The organism is Nonomuraea sp. NBC_00507 (assembly GCF_036013525.1).
In the GTDB taxonomy this organism is placed as follows: Bacteria; Actinomycetota; Actinomycetes; order Streptosporangiales; family Streptosporangiaceae; genus Nonomuraea.
The window spans coordinates 3,114,140-3,130,781 of record NZ_CP107853.1; the positions used below are offsets into that span (position 1 = coordinate 3,114,140).

A 16,642-nucleotide genomic window follows, 5' to 3' on the forward strand; every position below is an offset into this window, starting at 1 on the left:
TCCGAAAGGTTGCAACCATGGATAGTTCAGACGACGCCGACTTCGTCCACGACGACGGGGAACACGACCCCGAAACCGAGAAACTCCTGCACAGCCGCCGCACGGTCCTCAAATCCATCGCGGTGGCCGCGGCGGGAGCGGCAGCGGCCGGGACGGGCGCGGGGGCAGCGCCGGCCGCCGCCGAAACAGTGCGCACCGCGGCCGGATCGGCGTACGCCGTCGCCGCCGGGGCGTCGGTGGAGGTCGCCTTATCGGTCAACGGGCAGCTGCGCAAGCTCGTCCTGGAGCCGAGAGTGACCCTCCTCGACGCGCTGCGTGAGCGACTCGGCCTGACCGGCACCAAGAAGGGCTGCGACCGGGGTGAGTGCGGGGCGTGCACGGTGCTGGTCGATGGTGAGCGGGTCAAGTCCTGCCTGACCTTGGCGGTGATGCGGGGTGGGGCCGAGGTCACCACAGTGGAGGGGCTGGCGCGGGGCGAGGAGCTGCACCCGGTGCAGGAGGCGTTCATCCGGCACGACGCGTTCCAGTGCGGTGCCTGCACTCCTGGTCAGATCATGTCCGCCGTGGCCTGCATCAACGAGGGGCACACGGGGTCGGAGGCGGAGATCCGCGAGTGGATGAGCGGGAACCTGTGCCGGTGCGCGGCGTACCAGAACATCGTCGCCGCTGTCGCCGACGCCGCGAAGGAGGTGCGGCGGTGAGGGCCTTCGGTTACACGGTCGCCAGCAGCCCGGCCGAGGCGGTACGGATCGCCGCCGGGACACCGAACTCGACGTTCGTGGCGGGCGGCACCGACCTGCTGAACCTGATGCGGGACGGCGCGGAGACCCACGACCACCTCGTTGACGTCAACCGCCTCGGCATCGACGGTGTCGCCTTCGACTCCAGAAGGCTTCGCGTCGGAGCGCTGGCCAGAATGCGGAATGTCGCCGAGCACTCCAGGGTGCGGCGGGAATTCCCCGTGCTGTCGGAGGCACTGCTGGCCTCGGCGTCCCCGCAGGTCCGCAACATGGCCTCGATCGGCGGGAACCTGTTGCAGCGCACCAGGTGCGGGTACTTCCGGGACTCGGCCTCGGCGTGCAACAAGCGGGTCCCGGGCAGCGGTTGCCCGGCGATCACCGGGCACAACCGGGGACACGCGATCCTGGGCGGCAGTGACCACTGCATCGCGACGCACCCCTCGGATCTGGCGGTGGCGCTGATCGCACTGGACGCGACCGTGCACCTGATCGGCCCCGGCGGCGATCGGGCCGTGCCCATCGCTGACTTCTACCTCCTTCCCGGGTCCACACCGGACCGGGAGACCCCGATGCGACCGGGAGAGCTGATCACCTGGGTGGACGTGCCGCGCACCTCCCTGGCCGCGCATACGCGTTACTTGAAGCTGCGTGATCGGGCCACGTTCGAGTTCGCGGTGGTGTCGGTGGCGGCGGCGCTGCGGACCAGCGGCCGCGTGGTGCGGGACGTGCGGCTGGCGTTCGGCGGCGTGGGCACTCGCCCGTGGCGGGACACGCGCGTCGAGGCGGCGCTGCGGGGCCGGCCGCTGACCGCGCAGGCGATCGCCGAGGCGGGCCGGCTTCTGGTCAGGGAAGCCGAGCCGTACGAGGGGAACAGGTTCAAGGTCGAGCTCGTCCAGCGGGCGCTGGTGAGCATCCTCAGCGATCTGGGAGGGCTTCGATGAGCGGGCTGGTGGGGCAGGGCGTGGCGCGGGTGGACGGCCGGGCGAAGGTCACCGGCGCCGCCCGCTACGCCGCGGACAACGAGGTGACCGGCGTGCTGCACGGTTTCCTGGTGATGAGCACGATCGCCCGCGGCGAGGTCGTGGAGATCGACACCAGGGCGGCACTGGCGCATCCCGGCGTCGTCGCGGTCTACACCCACGCCGACATGCCGAGGCTGAATCTGCCGGATTTCCCGTTCAACAGGCGTTTCATCCCCATGCAGGACACGCGGGTGCACCACCACGGGCAGCCGGTCGCGTACGTCCTGGCCCAGACGCTGGAGCAGGCGCAGGAGGCGGCGAACCTGGTGAAGGTGCGCTATCGGGCGGAGGATCCGGTCGCGCGGATGGCGGACGTGCTCGACGAGGCGTTCCTGCCGGAGAAGTTCCGCAACAGGCCCAACGAGTCGGCCCGCGGCGACGCCGCCGCGGCGCTCGAGCAGGCCGAGGTGCGCATCGACCAGACCTACAGCAGCCCGATGCAGCACCACAACCCGATCGAGCCGCACACCACCACCGCCGTCTGGGAGGGCGGCACGCTCACCCTGTACGAGAGCACCCAGGGTGTGGTCTTCGCCCGTAACGCCGTGGCGTTCGCGTTCGGCAAGGAGGATCCCGAGAGCGTTAGAGTCATCTCGCCCTACCTGGGCGGTGGCTTCGGCGCCAAGGGCCCCACCTATCCGCACACGCTGCTCACCGCGGCGGCGGCGCAGCTCGCCGGCCGGCCGGTGAAGCTGGTGCTGTCGCGCGCGCAGATGTACACCTCCAACGGTCACCGCGCCGAATACCGCCACCACCTCCGGCTCGGCGCCACCCGGCAGGGCAACCTGACCGCCATCGTCGACACCTCGACGGCGCAGGTGACCCGCACGGACGAGGGCATCTACAACGGCAGCGACTCCACGCTCCGCCTGTACGCCTGCCCGAACGTCCACGTGCGGCAGCTGGGCGTGCGGCTGGACCTGCCGACGTCAAGCTACATGCGCTCACCGGAGACGACCGCGCACTTCGGCCTCGAGACCGCCATGGACGAGCTGAGCTACGAGCTCGGCATCGACCCGGTAGAACTCCGGATCCGTAACCACACCGAGGTCGACCAGCAGAGCGAGAGCCTCCAGCCCTACGCAGGCAAGCAACTGCTGGAGTGCTACCGGGCCGCGGCCGAGGCGTTCGGCTGGGCCGGGCGCAACCCCAGGCCGGGCACGACCAGGGACGGCGACGAGTACGTCGGCTGGGGCATGGCCACCGAGACCCACACCTACGGCTTCATCCCGTCCCAGGCCCACCTCGCGATCAGCCCTGATGGGCGGGCGACCCTGCGTGCCGCCACCCAGGAGATCGGCACCGGCACGTACACCGTGCTCAGCCAGGTCGTCGCCGAAGGGCTCGGCATGCCGCTCGGCCACGTCACGACGCTGCTCGGCGACACCACGTACCCGCCCGCGTCCTTGTCGGCGGGGTCGTCCACGATGCCCAGCGTGGCCGGCTCGGCGGCCGACGCGGCGCAGCGCGCGCGGAACGCCGTGATCGCGTTCGCCGTCGCCGACCCGCGCTCCCCGCTGCACGGCGTGCCCGCCGAGGAGGTCGTGACCGAGGACGGGCGCCTGTTCGCCCGGGGCGACCGCGACCGCAGGGACACCTACCGCGACGTCGTGACCCGCCACGGCAGCGCCGTCGAGGTGACCGGAAGCCAGGACAACACGCCCGGGCACTCGTTCGGCGCGGTGTTCCTGGAGGTACGGATCCAGCCGAGGCTGGGCAGGTTGCGCGTGACCCGGGTCGTGACCGCGCACGACCTGGGACGCGTGCTCAACCGCCGGACCGCGCGCGGGCAGGTCATCGGCGGCGTGACGTGGGGGATCGGCTTCGCCCTGATGGAGCACACGATGGTGGACCCGAACACGGCGCGGGTCGTCAACCCCAACCTGTCCACCTACCTGGTTCCGGTCTGCGCGGACACGCCGTCGGTGGAGGCGTTGTTCGTGGATCGGTCGGAGCCGGACCCGGACGGCAAGCTGCGCGGGGTCCGCGGCTTCGGCGAGACGCCGGGAACCGGCGTGCCCGCGGCCATCGGCAACGCGATCTACCACGCCATCGGCCGCCGCCTCCGGGACGTTCCCTTCACCCGGGACAAGCTGCTCTGATCAGCGCGGGGGCACCCGGCCCCCGCGCTCCTAGGCCAGGGGCCGATCGACGCGAGCCTGGGTGCGGCACGCCCAGGAGAACCGCGGCCTTCTTCCGCGCCACGATCCCGCCGAGGGTAGGACGCATGAGAGACGCGCCCAAGGTGCTCACCGCCGCACGGACGTCCGGCCGCCGCCTCCTGCCGCCCGTGTTGGCCGTCGTGTTCACCGTCGTCCTCGCGATCCATGCGGTACGTCCGCACCCGGCCCCGACCGGCGATCCCGCGGTCGGCACGGTCTCACGAGGAGCACAGCCGATGCCAGGAAGCGATGCCTCCGATGCCCTGGTGGTCCTCGACGCCACCATCCATGGCACACCGTCACAGACCGTACGCGGAGACCTGTGGGCCGAGGACGGAAGGATCACGCATGTCGGTCCGCGCGAGAAGGAGTCCCCTCCGTCCGAGGCCCGCGTGATCCAGGCGGATGGCGCGTTCGTCGTTCCGCTGCTCGTGGACAGCGCGGTGCACGCCCGTCCCGAGTGCCGGCGCGGCGTCTACGACCTGACCCCCGGCAACCCGGCGACCTTCGCCGTCACCCGAGAGCGTGTGAGCGAGTCCCGGATCGGGCAGATCCTGATCATCCAGCCGCCCGACCTGCTCGCCGTCGTCGTGTCAGGACACCTCGAGGCGTGGCAGGGCGAACCCACCCGTCCGGCCGGGACCGCCGTCCCCGGTGACGAGCTCCGGGGATGGCACGGTGTCTGGGTTGACGAGTCAAGGGCGCTCGAGCAGCACCTGCTCCCCGACGGCCGGTACACCGAGACGCGCAACGGCCGGGCTGATGCTTACACAGGCAGATACTGGGTCCACGACGACCGCATCACCTACCTCGACGACACCGGGTTCTGGGCCTTCGGAGAACTGCTCGACGGAGTGCTTCATCACGCCGGGTTCGTTATGCGCAAGCGACCGATCGCCGGCTGACGGGGCTCTTTCAGGGGGGCGGGGGCGATCTGGTTGTTGCGGATGTGTTCGTAGACGATGGAGGTGCGGACGTCGGCGACTTCGGGGCGTTCGGTGAGCTTGTCGATGACGAAGGCGTACAGGCTGGCGTTGTCGGGGACGGCGACGTGCACGATGAAGTCCTCGGACCCGGTGGTCACGTAGAGGCCGAGTGTGTCGGGCAGCCGGCTGACCCAGTTGCGGAAGCCTTCGATGGTGCGTCGCGACGGCGGGCGTACCCGGATGGCGATGAGGGCCTGGACCGGGCGTCTACTTTCGGCCGCGGGTTGCCAGCCGCACGATGAGGAACACCACGCCGCCGACAACCCCGACGAAGATGAGCAGCATCACAAGCAGCTGGATGAGTTCCGGAAGGCCTAAGTTCATGGTTGTCCTTGTGTCGAGAGGTGACATGAAGGAAACGCGCGAGGCTCAAGCGAGGTTCCTGGGGCTCTACACGTTGTCCAGCTGATGCGTATCGTCGGAGGCAGGCTCCAAGGTAGCCCTTGCTTGGGGCGTCCGCAGGGCTCCGGCGCTGGTGGATCGGGGTCACTGTTTCGTGGCCGACATGCCCGCCGCGGCCCAACACACCCGCGTCTACGCCGACTATCTCGCCACCGTGAAAGAGACCCGAGCCGAGGACATCGACTACTACCCCGTCAGCATCGTCGGACCCCGCAACCGCGTCGACAAGATCGTGGGTCGGCTGCCCCTGATGCCCTGATCGCGGTAGCGCAAGTAACACTGCTCTGATAGCAGCTTGACCACATCGCCTTTACCCAATACATTGGTATCGGCGCTACCGTGATGTGAGGGAGCAGCACTGATGTCTGTCGTCCTCATGACCGGAGCCGCCACCGTGCGCCGAGCTGCTCACCCCGGCGCATTCCTGACCTACTGAAACCAGAGAAGGAGAACACGGTGCCCTCCAACCAGAACCGGGTTGCCGTCGTGACCGGAGGATCCCGCGGGATCGGCCGCGCCGTCGCGCTGAGGCTCGCCGCCGACGGCCAGGACGTGGTCGTCGCCTACGCCGGTAACGAGACGGAGGCGAAATCCACGGTCGCGGCGATCGAGGAGGCCGGCGGCCGGGCCGTAGCCGTCCAGGCGGACGTGGCCGACGAGAACGCGGTCAGGACCCTGTTCGACACCGCCGAGCAGTCGTTCGGCGGCGTGGACGTTGTCGTGAACGCCGCGGGCATCATGATCCTCAAGCCGGTCGCCCAGCTGGACCTCGACGAGTTCGACCGCATGCACCGCACCAACGTCCGCGGCACCTTCGTCGTCGCCCGCGAAGCGGTCGGCCGGCTGCGTGAAGGCGGCGCGATCATCAACTTTTCCACCTCGATCACCCGGCTCAATCTGCCCAGCTACGCCGCGTACGCCGCGAGCAAGGCGGCTGTGGAGGCCCTCGGCCCGATCCTGGCCAAGGAGCTGCGCGGCCGGGATATCACCGTCAACGCCGTAGCTCCTGGACCCACGGCGACGGCGTTGTTCCTCGAGGGCAAGAGCGACGACCTCATCCAGAGCATCGCCAAGCAGAACCCGATGGAACGGCTCGGCCACCCGGACGACATCGCCCAAGTGGTGTCCCTGCTCGCCGGCGACGGCCGGTGGATCAACGGGCAGACCATCTTCGTCAACGGCGGCGCCGCGTGACGAACCGCAGGTCGGACGACAAGGACCTTGTCGAAGGAGGCGGAGCCATGTCACATCGACCCTTTCGACGCGCCGCGACGGGCGTGAGCCTGATCGCCGCGCTCGGCCTGACAGCCTGCTCGACCTTTCAAGAGCCGATCATCAACGCCGGCAACGTGCAGCCGGGCGCCACGCGCAGTGGCGGCCAAGTCGCGACTCTCGGCGTACCCACCGAGATCGTCAACGGCCTCAAGGCGCCGTGGGGGCTGACGTTCCTCCCCGACGGGTCCGCGCTGGTGTCGCAGCGGATCAGCGGTGACATCCTCCGAGTCCCGGCCGGCGGCGGCACACCGCAGACAGTCGGTGCGGTGCCCGGTGTGGTGGCCAGCTCCGAGGGCGGCCTGCTCGGCATCGTCGCCTCACGCGACTTCGCCACCGATCGCACGGTCTACGCCTATGTGTCCGGGGCGCAGGAAAACGCCATCGTCGCCCTGCGCATCGCCGACGATTTCCGATCGCTGCGGCAGGACCGCGTGCTGCTCGACGGCATCCAGACCGCCGACCGCCACCACGGCGGACGCATCGTGATCGGCCCGGACGGCAACCTGTGGATCGGCACCGGCGACGCGTTCGAGCCGCAGAACGCCGCCGACGACGCCGCGCTCAACGGCAAGATCCTGCGGATCCGCCCGGACGGCTCCATCCCGCGAGACAACCCCTCGCCCGACTCGCCGATCTACTCCTCCGGGCATCGCAACGTCCAAGGGATCGCCTTCGGGCCCCGACAGCACGGCGTACGCCTCCGAACTGGGCCACCGCACTTGGGACGAGGTCAATGTGCTCCGGCCCGGCCAGGACTACGGCTGGCCGGAAACCGAGGGCGTGCAAGGCGGCACCGGAGTGCCGCCGATCTTCACCGTGCACCCCGACGACGCCTCACCCTCGGGTGTCGCCTACGCCGCCGGATCACTCTGGATCGGCGCGCTCGGCGGTCAACGTCTGTGGCAACTACCGGTCGCCGGCAACGCCGCGGACGGGGACGCCGTCGAGCATTTCGAGGGCGACTACGGACGTATCCGTACCGTCGAGGTCGCCCCCGACGGGGCGCTGTGGCTGATCACCTCCAACACCGACCGCGCCACCTGGGGCGGAACCGACGCGCGTCCCGGTGACGACCGCATCCTGCGCGTCGACGTGCAACCACGTTGAGCGCGCACAGCCGGTGGTGCCGGTGATGAATCATCCTCACCTGTACGACACACCACGAATCTCGGCGACGGTCCGTGGTTCGCCGACATGAGGAGGACGCGGCCGATGTACATTACGGCTATGCCCGCCAAGGCCCCCCGCGAACGCATCATCGAGGCCACGGCGACGCTCCTCTCCGAAGGCGGCCGCGACGCCGTCTCGACGCGCACCGTCTGCGCAGCGGCCCGAGTGCAAGCACCAGCGATCTACCGGCTGTTCGGCGACATGCAAGGCCTGCTCGACGCCGCCGGCAGTTTCGGCCTCGCCACTTACCTGGCCCAAAAGGCCGCGCTCGAGGACACCGACGACCCCGTCGAGGATCTGCGCGTTGGATGGGACCTCCACGTCGAGTTCGGCCTCGCGCAGCCGGCTTTCTACACCCTCATCTTCGGCGACGTGCGCCCCGGCCACGAATCCCCGGCAGCAGAACAATCCGCCGCCATCCTCGCGCACAAGGTCAACCGTGTCGCCCAGGCCGGCCGGCTTCGCGTCACCGAAGAACGCGCCGCTCAGCTCATCCACTCCACCGGCAAAGGTGTGACGCTCACGCTCATCGCCACACCACCGGAGAAGCGCGACATGACTCTGTCGACGATGGCCCGTGAGTCGATCCTGGCCACCATCACCACCGACCCCGTCACCGCGGCCACCTCCACCGGTCTGCTCAACGCCGCGGTCTCGCTCCAAGCTCACCTCGACGAGGCCACCATCCTCACGGACGGGGAACGCACGTTGCTCGGCGAATGGCTGAGCCGCATCGGCAAGAACTGAGGCGATGCTGTCATTCGACAGCGGCATCGGCTGTTTCTTGGCCGGGTCGAGGAGCGCCCTGGCGGTGTTCATGGACGCACAGGCAGAGCGGTCAGGGAGCGCATCAGGCCGGGCTTCCAGACGATCTGCTCGGCGGGCACCGCCAGCCGCAGCCCGGGCAGCCGAAGGAGCAACGTATGGAGAGCGATCTGGGCCTCGGCGCGAGCGAGTGCGGCGCCCAGACAGTAGTGGATGCCGTGCCCGAAGCCCAGGTGGGCGTTGTCGCCGCGGTCGAGCCGCAGGCTACCGGGGTCGCCGAAGCGACGCGGGTCGCGGTTGGCCAGGGCGTTGACCACCTGAACGGCTTCCCCGGCGGGGATGGTGACGTCACCGACGCGGGTGGGCTCGAGGGTGAAGCGCAGCGGGGCGATCTCGGCCGGGCCGCTGTGGCGCAGCAGTTCCTCGACCGCGACGGCCATCGCGTCCGCGTCGCCGCGCAGCCGGTCGGCCTGGTCGGGATGGGTGAGCAGGAGAAGAGCGCCATGGCTGATCAGGCTGACGGTGGTCTCGTGCCCGGCCATGAGGATGCTGATCGCGACCGAGGTCAGCTCATGTGTACTGAGCCGGTCGCCGTCGTCCTCCTGCGTGCGGACCAGCGCGGACAGCAGGTCGTCGCCGCCGTCGCCGCGCTTGGCCTCGATCAGCTCGGACATGTACGCCACCAGGGCCCTGGCGCCTGCCGCCATCGCCTCCAGGTCGCCGCCGGTCATGGCCTCGCTCCAGACGCGCCAGGTGCCGCGGTCGGCCTGGGGCACGCCGAGAAGCTCGCAGATGACCTGGACGGGCAGCGGGTAGGCGAAACGTTCGATCAAGTCGATCTCGTCGTGCCCGCTGAAGTCGTGCTCGGTGAAGTCGTGCCTGGTGAAGCCGTCGATGAGCTCGTCGACGATCTGCTGGATGCGCGGCCGGAGCCGCTCCACCCGGCGGGAGGTGAACTCGCGCGAAACGAGCCTGCGCAGCCGCGTGTGGTCCGGCGGGTCGTAGGCACCCATGGTGCGCGTCAGGTACGGCCGCACGTCCTCGGGTATCCCGGCGACGGCCGCCACGTTCAGCTTGGTCTGGCGGGCCATGTCGCTGCTGAGCCGGGGGTCGGTCAGCACGGCGAGGCTCTCGTCGTATCCGGTGACCAGCCAGATCGGCGTGCCGTCCAGGTAGCGGCCCCGGGTGACGGGGCCGTGCTCGGCGAGGCCGGCCAGGAAGGCGTCGCGGTCGGGGGCGGTGAACAGTTCGGCGAGGTCGGCGTTCACGTGGTCGGTGGTCATGCGAGGGTCTCCAGGATTCTGACGGCAGTGTGGACGCCGTTCTCGGCGCGGATCCGTGCACCGAGGTTGTCGGCGCGTTCGGCCATGCCCTGGTCGGTGGCGGCGACCGTGATGGCGGCGGCCAGGCTGTGCGGGGTGAGCCCGCGTTGCGGCTGGGGTGTCGGGGCGATGCCCGCCGCGTGCATCCGCGAGGCCCAGAACGGCTGGTCGGCGACGAACGGGCAGATCACCTGCGGGCGTCCGGAGGCCAGGGCGGCGCCGGTGGTGCCGCTGCCGCCGTGGTGCACGATCGCGGCCATGCGCGGGAACAGCCAGTCATGGGGCGCCTGGTTCAGCAGGAGCATGGCGTCGGGCAGGTCGTCGAGGTGGATACCGCCCCAGCCGGAGACCAGGACCGCGCGGACCTCGGCCAGCTTGACGGCCTCGGCGACGATCCGGCCGACGCGGCGCGGGTCGGTGCCCGCCATGCTGCCGAAGCCGATGTAGACCGGCGGCTCTCCGGCCTGAAGGAAGGCGCTCAACTCCGCCGGCGGCGTCCACCCCGGGGCGGCGGGCAGGTACCAGAACCCGGTGGTGTGCACCCAGGACGGATAGTCGAGCCGTGGCGGCAGCACGTGCGTACTGAAGGCCTGCAGCACGGTGACCGGGCTGCCGTCAGGGGCGCGCAGCACGTCGTGCCGTCCCCGCCGCCGGGGCAGGTGCAAGGTATCGCGCCGGAACCGGTCGGCGACGCCGGCGATGGAGGTCCGCAACAGCAGCCTGGTGGGCAGGTACGAGGCCCGGTTCAGCGCCCGGGGTACCGTGACGCCGGCCAGCATCGGGTTGGGGAACGTGCCGGTCGGCACCCACACCGGCTGCATCGCGGCCGGCACGGCGGGCACGCCCAGGCGCTCGGCGATGTGGTGGCAGGGAAAGCCGGGCGGGTGCACGATCACATCCGCGCCGCCGTCGGCTGCGGCGGCCATGTCGGCCAGCACTTGGGCCAGCAGCGGCTTGGTGCGTTTGATGACGGTGAGCGCGGCCTTCTTGCCGCGCAGGCCCCGGTAGTTGGTCTCGATCGCCTCCCGAATGTCCGGGTCGTCGATGAGCCGGTTCGGGCCGTCGTCCAGCGCCGCGAACGGCAGGCTGTACGGTTCGGCCAGGGACGCGGAAGCGGCCGGGGCACCCAGCACCGCCTCGTGTCCGGCCTGGCGCAGGGCGTGGGCAAGCGCGGCGTAGGGTTGCACGTCGCCGCGGGTGCCGTGGGTGAGGATGAGGACCTTCATCGGCGTTTCCTGTCTGCAGGCGGGCCGGCGGCCGCACCTGCTCATCGACGTCACGTGGATCTTGCTCGCCGACCAGGCTTCCCGGCACACCGTCGACCCGCCACAGGGCCGATTCCTCCAACATATCGAAATTTCGGAAATTTCTGAAGACTCACAGCCATTCGCTATCCTGCTGCATGGAGGTGGCGTGTGAGCGACAAGCAGGAGCAGTGGCTGGCGGCCGAACGGCTGGCCCTGGCTCTGACCGAGGGCGGGATGCAGCGCATGTCCGCGCGGACGCTCGCGGTGTTCCTGTTCACCGACACCGAGACGGTCACCATGGGCCAGATCGCCGAGCGGCTCGGCGCGAGCGCGGGCTCGGTCTCCGGCGCGGTCAAGACGCTGCTGTCGGTCGGGCTGATTGAACGCCTGCCCGCTCCCGGCAGCCGGCGTGAGCATTATCGGCTGCGCGACGACGCCTGGCCTCGGCTGTTTTCCACGCAGAACACCGTCGTCCAGGTCATGTTGCAAGCCGCGGACACTGGTATCGCGACCACCGAGCCGGGCGATCCGGCCCACCAGCGGCTGGCGCGGATGCGGGACTTCTACCAGTTCCTGCTGGGCGAGCTGCCATCGCTGCTGCAGCGCTGGCAGCAGCGACAACTGCCGCGTCCCTGATCGAACGCGGCGTGCCGGGGATGGGCTGCTCCACCGGCTGAGGGCGTCGCCGCCCTCGTCTCCGTGCTGCGCGCGTCGTTCTGCGTAAGACCGGTTCTCATGGAGTTCTTAGACGGACTTTATGGCAGTTTTCGCTGAGGTTTATGACGATGGGGCGATGGAGCGCGTGCCGCAGGAGGCTGGTGCGGCCGAGGCTCAGGGAGCCGTGGCCGGGAGGGCTCGGCGGTTCGTCGTCGGGGGTGGCGCACTTGTCGTCGTGGCGGTGCTGGCGTACTGGCTGGGAAGCAGCGGTGGGAACAGCGAAGGGGCCGCGCCCCGTCCGAGCGCGACGCCCACACCCAGTGCGACGCTCGCGGTGTCCGAGGTCTTCAAGAGGGTCGGGCCGTCGGTGGCGGTCATCCAGGCCGGGAAGTCGCTCGGCACCGGGGTGATCGCGGCCGAAGACGGGACGATTCTGACGGCGCACCACGTCGTCAAGGGCACCAAGGACCTCACCGTGACGTTCGCTGACGGCACCAAGACGAAGGCCGTGGTCGTGTCGTCGAACCCCAAGCGTGACGTCGCGACCCTCAAGCCCGCGGAGCTGCCGGAGATCGTCGTCCCGGCGACGCTCGGCGGCGCGGTGGCCGTGGGTGCGCCCGTGGTGGCGATCGGCAATCCGCTGGGCCTGACCTACAGCGTCTCCACCGGTGTCGTGTCGGGGCTGAACCGCAGCGCCGAGGACGGCGACCTGAGCGGGCTCATCCAGTTCGACGCCTCCGTCAACCCGGGCAGCTCCGGCGGTCCCCTCTTGGACGCTCGCGGCCTGGTCATCGGGATCGTCGTCTCGATCGCCGACCCGGGAGGCGACGAGGCGTTCGCCGGCATCGCGTTCGCGGTGCCTATCGGCGTGGCCCTGGGTGGTGGCGATGGCGACGGCCCGCCGGGGGACGGGCCCCTGATTTGACCGACGAGAAGGAACACCATATGACCTCGACCAAGTCCCCCGAGTCGGCTCATCCGCTCGAACATGTGCTGTTCGAGGTCAAACGTACGATCGTCGGGCAGGACGTCCTGCTGGAGCGCATGGCCGTCGCGCTGATCGCCGACGGCCACCTGCTCGTCGAGGGCGTGCCGGGCCTGGCCAAGACGCTCGCGGTGCGGTCGCTGGCCGCCGCGATCGCCGGGAGTTTCCAGCGCGTCCAGTTCACCCCCGACCTGGTGCCCGCCGACCTCGTGGGCACGCGGGTCTACCACCAGCACTCCGGCGAGTTCAAAACCGAGCTCGGCCCGGTGTTCGCGAACCTGCTGCTGGCCGACGAGATCAACCGCGCCCCCGCCAAGGTGCAGAGCGCCCTGCTTGAAGTGATGCAGGAGCATCAGGTGACGATCGGCCGTGAGACGTTCCGGGTGCCCGAGCCGTTCCTTGTCATGGCGACGGAGAACCCGATCGAGTCGGAGGGCACCTACCCGCTGCCGGAAGCGCAGGTCGACCGTTTCATGATGAAGGTGGTCGTCGACTATCCGACGCAGGCCGAAGAGCAGGCGATCGTCGACCGGGCGCTGCGTCCGCCGGAGCCGCCGCAGCCGATGGTGACGGCCGCGGAGCTGATCGCGATGCGGGCCCGCGCTCAGGAGGTGTACGTCGATCCGGCCATCGTCGACTACGCGGTGCGGCTGGTCGCCGTGACGCGTTCCCCCGCGACGGCCGGGCTCGGCGAGCTGGAACGGTACGTCACCTACGGGGCGAGCCCGCGGGCGTCCATCGCGCTCGTCACCGGCGCCCGGGCGCTGGCGTTCCTGCGCGGCCGCGACTACGTCCTGCCGCACGACCTGTCCGAGCTCGCGCTCGACGTGCTGCGCCACCGCCTCGTGCTGTCGTACGAGGCCCTCGCGGACGACGTCGACGCCGACACGATCATCACCAGGGTGCTCGGCGCTGTCCGGGCGCCCGACGTCGTCCTGCAGAACCGCTGAGCCCATGGCCACCGCCCCCGAGAGGCTCCTGCTCCGCCTGGAGTGGAAGGTCGTCCGCAGGCTCGACGGCCGGCTCCAGGGCGCCCACCGCACCGCGCACCGCGGCTCCGGGATCGACTTCACCGGGTTGCGCGCCTACGTCGACGGCGACGACGCCCGGCACATCGACTGGAACGTGACCGCACGGCTGGACGAGCCGCACCTGCGTGTGTTCACCGAGGACCGCGAGCTGACGGTGTGGCTCGTGCTCGACCGGTCGGCGTCGATGGCGGCCGGCCGGCCGGGGCGCGGCAAGCAGGACGTGCTCGCCGAGCTCGCGCTCGTCCTCGCCCGGCTGTTCGGCCGGGGCGGCAACCGCGTCGGCGCCCTGCTGTTCGACACCGGGATGCTGCGCGTCGTGCCGCCCGGCACCTCCCGGCGGCACGCGCTGCGGATCGGCGCCGAGCTGGAACGCAGCTCCGAGGTGCGCGGTGGCGCTACCACCGACCTGGCGGAGATGCTCGATGCGGCCGGACGGCTGGCGCGCCGCCGCGCGCTCATCGTCGTGCTGTCGGACTTCATCGGCGACGGCGACTGGGAGCGCTCGCTTCAGCGCCTGGCCCGACGGCACGAGGTCGTCGTCCTGCGGATCGTGGACACCGCCGACGACGTGTTGCCCGAAGCCGGGCTGATCGTGGTCGAGGACGCCGAGACCGGCGAGCAGCTCGTCGTCGACTCCGCCGACCCGCTGTTGCGGGTCCGCTTCCGCGAGGCCGTCGACGCCCGCGACGCCCGGCTCACGGCGGGCATGCGCCGGGCCGGGGTGCCCGTCCACCGCATCGACACCGACCGCGACCTGGCTGAGGCGCTCGTCGAGGTCGTCGCCCGAACCCGGGACCGGACGCCGTGAGCGAGCTCATCTCATGGGAGGTCTCATGACCCTGTCCTCCCCACTGCTGCTGGCCGTCGCACTGCTCGTCACGGCGGCGCTCGCCTGGGCGGCCGTCGTCTCGGCGCGCCGCCGGACGGCAGCGCTCGCCGCGGCCGGCGTCATGGTGCCGGGCGGGCGCCGGGCGTACCTCGGAGTCGGACTGACGATCGCCGGCGTCGGGATACTCGGGATCGCCACCGCCGGACCGACGGCCATGGTGCCGGTCCCGCGGACGGAGGGCACGGTCATCCTCGCCATCGACGTCTCCAACAGCATGGGCGCCGACGACGTAGCGCCCACCCGGCTGGCGGCCGCGCAGCGGGCCGCCCGCGCGTTCGTGGAGGCGCAGCCTGACAGCGTCGACATCGGAGTCGTCGCGTTCGAACGCGGCGCGCTCACCATCGCACGGCCCGACGCCGACCACTCCATCGCACTCAAGGCCATCGACCGGCTGAAGATCGCCGGCGGCACCTCGCTGGAAACGGCCATCACGGGCTCGCTGTCGGCGATCACCGGCAAGCAGGTGGCCATCGGCCGCGACGGCGCCGCGCCCGACCTCGGCTACTGGCCGTCGGCGACGATCGTGCTGTTCTCCGACGGGCAGAACCGGGGCCCCGACGTCGAACGTGCAGCCACCGTGGCCCAGCAGGCAGGCGTCCACATCCACACCGTCGGCGTCGGCACCACGGCCGGGGCGACGGTGCAGGTCGACGGCTTCCACCTGCAGACCTCGCTCGAGGAGGACACCCTCACCGTGATCGCGGAGACCACCGGCGGCGCGTACCACCCCGCCTCCGACGCCGCGCGGCTCAACGGGATCGCCGACACGATCGACCTGCGGCTCACCGTCTCCGACGAGCCGCTGCCCCTCGCCGGCGGGCTGATCTGGCTCGCCCTCGCGCTGCTCACCGGGGGAGCGGCGCTCACCGTGCTTCGGTCTGGACGGGTGATCTGAATGTCGTTCTCATGGCCGTGGGCGCTGCTGACCGTCCTGATCATCCCGCTGATCTTCGCCATGCGCTGGTGGGCGCGACGCCGCCGCCGGCGGGCCGCCGTGCGCGTCACCTCGATCGCGCTCGTACGCAGCGCCCTGCCCGGCCGTACGCGCTGGACGCGGAAGATCCCCGCGGCGCTGTTCGTAGCCGGGCTCGCGCTGCTCGCGGTCGGCGCCGCGCGGCCACAGGCGTCAGTACCGGTGCCGCAGACGTCGGCGACGATCCTGCTCGCGCTCGACACCTCCGGCTCCATGTGCTCCACGGACGTCGACCCCAACCGCATCACCGCCGCGACGAAGGCCGCCGCGGACTTCATCGAGTCGCAGCGCGGCGGGCCGCGCATCGGCCTGGTCACCTTCGCGGGCAACGCAGGCCTGCTCGTCCCTCCCACCGACGACACCGACGCGTTGATCGCGGCGCTGGACAACCTCACCACGTACCGCGGCACCGCGATCGGGCAGGCCATACTCACCTCGATCGACGCGATCGCGGACGTCGACCCGTCGGTCGCCCCCACCGGCGCGAAACCCACCAGCAGTGGCGAAGGGTACGCCGGTGCCGCGATCGTCGTGCTCACCGACGGCGCCAACACCCAGGGCGTCGACCCCCAGACCGCCGCCCAGGAGGCGGCCCTGCGCCGCGTGCGCGTCTTTCCCATCGGCTTCGGCACCACGAGCCCGGCCCCGATGGTCTGCGGCAACTCCCAGTTCGACGGCGGCTTCGGCGGCTGGGGTGGCGGCCGCGGCGGATTCGACAGGGGCGGCCGCAATATCCGCATGATCGACGAGCCCGCCCTCAAGCAGATCGCCCAGACCACCGGCGGCTCCTACCACCGCGCTGAAAACGCCGGCCAGCTCCAAAGCGCCCTCGACGCCCTCCCCGGCAGCTTCACCGTCATCCGTCAACGGGTCGACACAGCCGCCGCCTTCGCCGCCGGCGGCGCCATCCTCATCACCGCGGCCCTGTCCCTCTCCCTCTGGTGGAACCGCCCCCGAACCCCGGCCCGCTGACGGTACGCCGATGTTCGCCTGCGCGAGGCATCCGTCACGAGAGC

At 70.6% G+C, this 16,642-nt stretch carries 17 protein-coding genes and 1 pseudogene; 15 read left to right on the forward strand and 3 right to left on the reverse strand.

What is annotated here, in order from left to right; all coding sequences use genetic code 11:
- Positions 1-17: 17 nt before the first annotated feature.
- The 4 genes from OHA25_RS15670 to OHA25_RS15685 all read left to right on the forward strand — a co-directional run bounded on the left by OHA25_RS15670 (position 18) and on the right by OHA25_RS15685 (position 4,829).
- Positions 18-701, forward strand: a complete 684-nt coding sequence (locus OHA25_RS15670; RefSeq protein ID WP_442942114.1) for a (2Fe-2S)-binding protein — start codon at positions 18-20, stop codon at positions 699-701.
- Positions 698-1,681 carry an FAD binding domain-containing protein gene (locus tag OHA25_RS15675; RefSeq protein WP_327588295.1) on the forward strand — a complete coding sequence of 328 codons (984 nt, stop codon included), beginning with the start codon at positions 698-700 and terminating at the stop codon, positions 1,679-1,681. The genes OHA25_RS15670 and OHA25_RS15675 overlap by 4 nt, the downstream gene beginning before the upstream one ends.
- Positions 1,678-3,864 (forward strand): xanthine dehydrogenase family protein molybdopterin-binding subunit, encoded by a 2,187-nt coding sequence (locus OHA25_RS15680; RefSeq protein ID WP_327588296.1) that lies wholly within the window; start codon positions 1,678-1,680, stop codon positions 3,862-3,864. Before OHA25_RS15675 ends, OHA25_RS15680 begins: the two co-directional genes overlap by 4 nt.
- A 125-nt stretch (positions 3,865-3,989) precedes the next feature.
- Positions 3,990-4,829, forward strand: a complete 840-nt coding sequence (locus tag OHA25_RS15685) for an Atu4866 domain-containing protein (RefSeq protein WP_327588297.1) — start codon at positions 3,990-3,992, stop codon at positions 4,827-4,829.
- Here OHA25_RS15685 and OHA25_RS15690 read toward each other — a convergent pair.
- Positions 4,787-5,173 (reverse strand): Lrp/AsnC ligand binding domain-containing protein, encoded by a 387-nt coding sequence (locus OHA25_RS15690; protein WP_327588298.1) that lies wholly within the window; start codon positions 5,171-5,173, stop codon positions 4,787-4,789. The genes OHA25_RS15685 and OHA25_RS15690 overlap by 43 nt on opposite strands.
- Before the next feature lie 212 nt (positions 5,174-5,385).
- Here OHA25_RS15690 and OHA25_RS15695 point away from each other — a divergent pair, with 212 nt between their 5' ends.
- From OHA25_RS15695 to OHA25_RS15715, 5 genes and pseudogenes are all read left to right on the forward strand, one after another.
- Positions 5,386-5,571, forward strand: a complete 186-nt coding sequence (locus tag OHA25_RS15695; protein WP_327588299.1) for a DUF2000 family protein — start codon at positions 5,386-5,388, stop codon at positions 5,569-5,571.
- Positions 5,572-5,768: 197 nt separating this feature from the next.
- The gene (locus tag OHA25_RS15700) at positions 5,769-6,506 is read left to right on the forward strand and encodes an SDR family oxidoreductase (RefSeq protein WP_327588300.1); all 738 of its coding nucleotides are present in this window, start codon (positions 5,769-5,771) and stop codon (positions 6,504-6,506) included.
- A gap of 47 nt (positions 6,507-6,553) precedes the next feature.
- Positions 6,554-7,210: pseudogene (locus OHA25_RS61345) on the forward strand (PQQ-dependent sugar dehydrogenase); the annotation flags it as partial.
- Positions 7,211-7,322: 112 nt separating this feature from the next.
- A complete protein-coding gene (locus OHA25_RS15710; RefSeq protein WP_327588302.1) occupies positions 7,323-7,694 on the forward strand; it encodes a PQQ-dependent sugar dehydrogenase in 372 nt (123 codons plus the stop codon).
- Between the two features lie 120 nt (positions 7,695-7,814).
- The gene (locus tag OHA25_RS15715; RefSeq protein WP_327588303.1) at positions 7,815-8,504 is read left to right on the forward strand and encodes a TetR/AcrR family transcriptional regulator; all 690 of its coding nucleotides are present in this window, start codon (positions 7,815-7,817) and stop codon (positions 8,502-8,504) included.
- Positions 8,505-8,572: 68 nt separating this feature from the next.
- Here OHA25_RS15715 and OHA25_RS15720 read toward each other — a convergent pair whose 3' ends face one another.
- Together OHA25_RS15720 and OHA25_RS15725 are read right to left on the reverse strand one after the other, a co-directional pair.
- Positions 8,573-9,805 carry a cytochrome P450 family protein gene (locus OHA25_RS15720; protein WP_327588304.1) on the reverse strand — a complete coding sequence of 411 codons (1,233 nt, stop codon included), beginning with the start codon at positions 9,803-9,805 and terminating at the stop codon, positions 8,573-8,575.
- Complete coding sequence (locus OHA25_RS15725; RefSeq protein ID WP_327588305.1) at positions 9,802-11,070, reverse strand: glycosyltransferase; 1,269 nt, start codon at positions 11,068-11,070, stop codon at positions 9,802-9,804. The genes OHA25_RS15720 and OHA25_RS15725 overlap by 4 nt, the downstream gene beginning before the upstream one ends.
- A gap of 189 nt (positions 11,071-11,259) precedes the next feature.
- Between OHA25_RS15725 and OHA25_RS15730 the strand changes: the two genes are divergently transcribed.
- The 6 genes from OHA25_RS15730 to OHA25_RS15755 all read left to right on the forward strand — a co-directional run bounded on the left by OHA25_RS15730 (position 11,260) and on the right by OHA25_RS15755 (position 16,598).
- Positions 11,260-11,727, forward strand: a complete 468-nt coding sequence (locus OHA25_RS15730; protein WP_327588306.1) for a GbsR/MarR family transcriptional regulator — start codon at positions 11,260-11,262, stop codon at positions 11,725-11,727.
- Positions 11,728-11,884: 157 nt separating this feature from the next.
- Positions 11,885-12,673, forward strand: a complete 789-nt coding sequence (locus OHA25_RS15735; RefSeq protein ID WP_327588307.1) for a S1C family serine protease — start codon at positions 11,885-11,887, stop codon at positions 12,671-12,673.
- Between the two features lie 20 nt (positions 12,674-12,693).
- Positions 12,694-13,683, forward strand: coding sequence for an AAA family ATPase (locus OHA25_RS15740; RefSeq protein WP_327588308.1), 990 nt, complete (start codon positions 12,694-12,696; stop codon positions 13,681-13,683).
- Between the two features lie 4 nt (positions 13,684-13,687).
- A complete protein-coding gene (locus OHA25_RS15745; protein WP_327588309.1) occupies positions 13,688-14,572 on the forward strand; it encodes a DUF58 domain-containing protein in 885 nt (294 codons plus the stop codon).
- Between the two features lie 25 nt (positions 14,573-14,597).
- Entirely contained in the window at positions 14,598-15,548 is a 951-nt protein-coding gene (locus OHA25_RS15750; protein ID WP_327588310.1) for a VWA domain-containing protein, read from the forward strand.
- Positions 15,549-16,598 carry a VWA domain-containing protein gene (locus OHA25_RS15755; RefSeq protein ID WP_327588311.1) on the forward strand — a complete coding sequence of 350 codons (1,050 nt, stop codon included), beginning with the start codon at positions 15,549-15,551 and terminating at the stop codon, positions 16,596-16,598. It abuts the gene before it with no gap.
- The last annotated feature ends 44 nt before the right edge of the window (positions 16,599-16,642 follow it).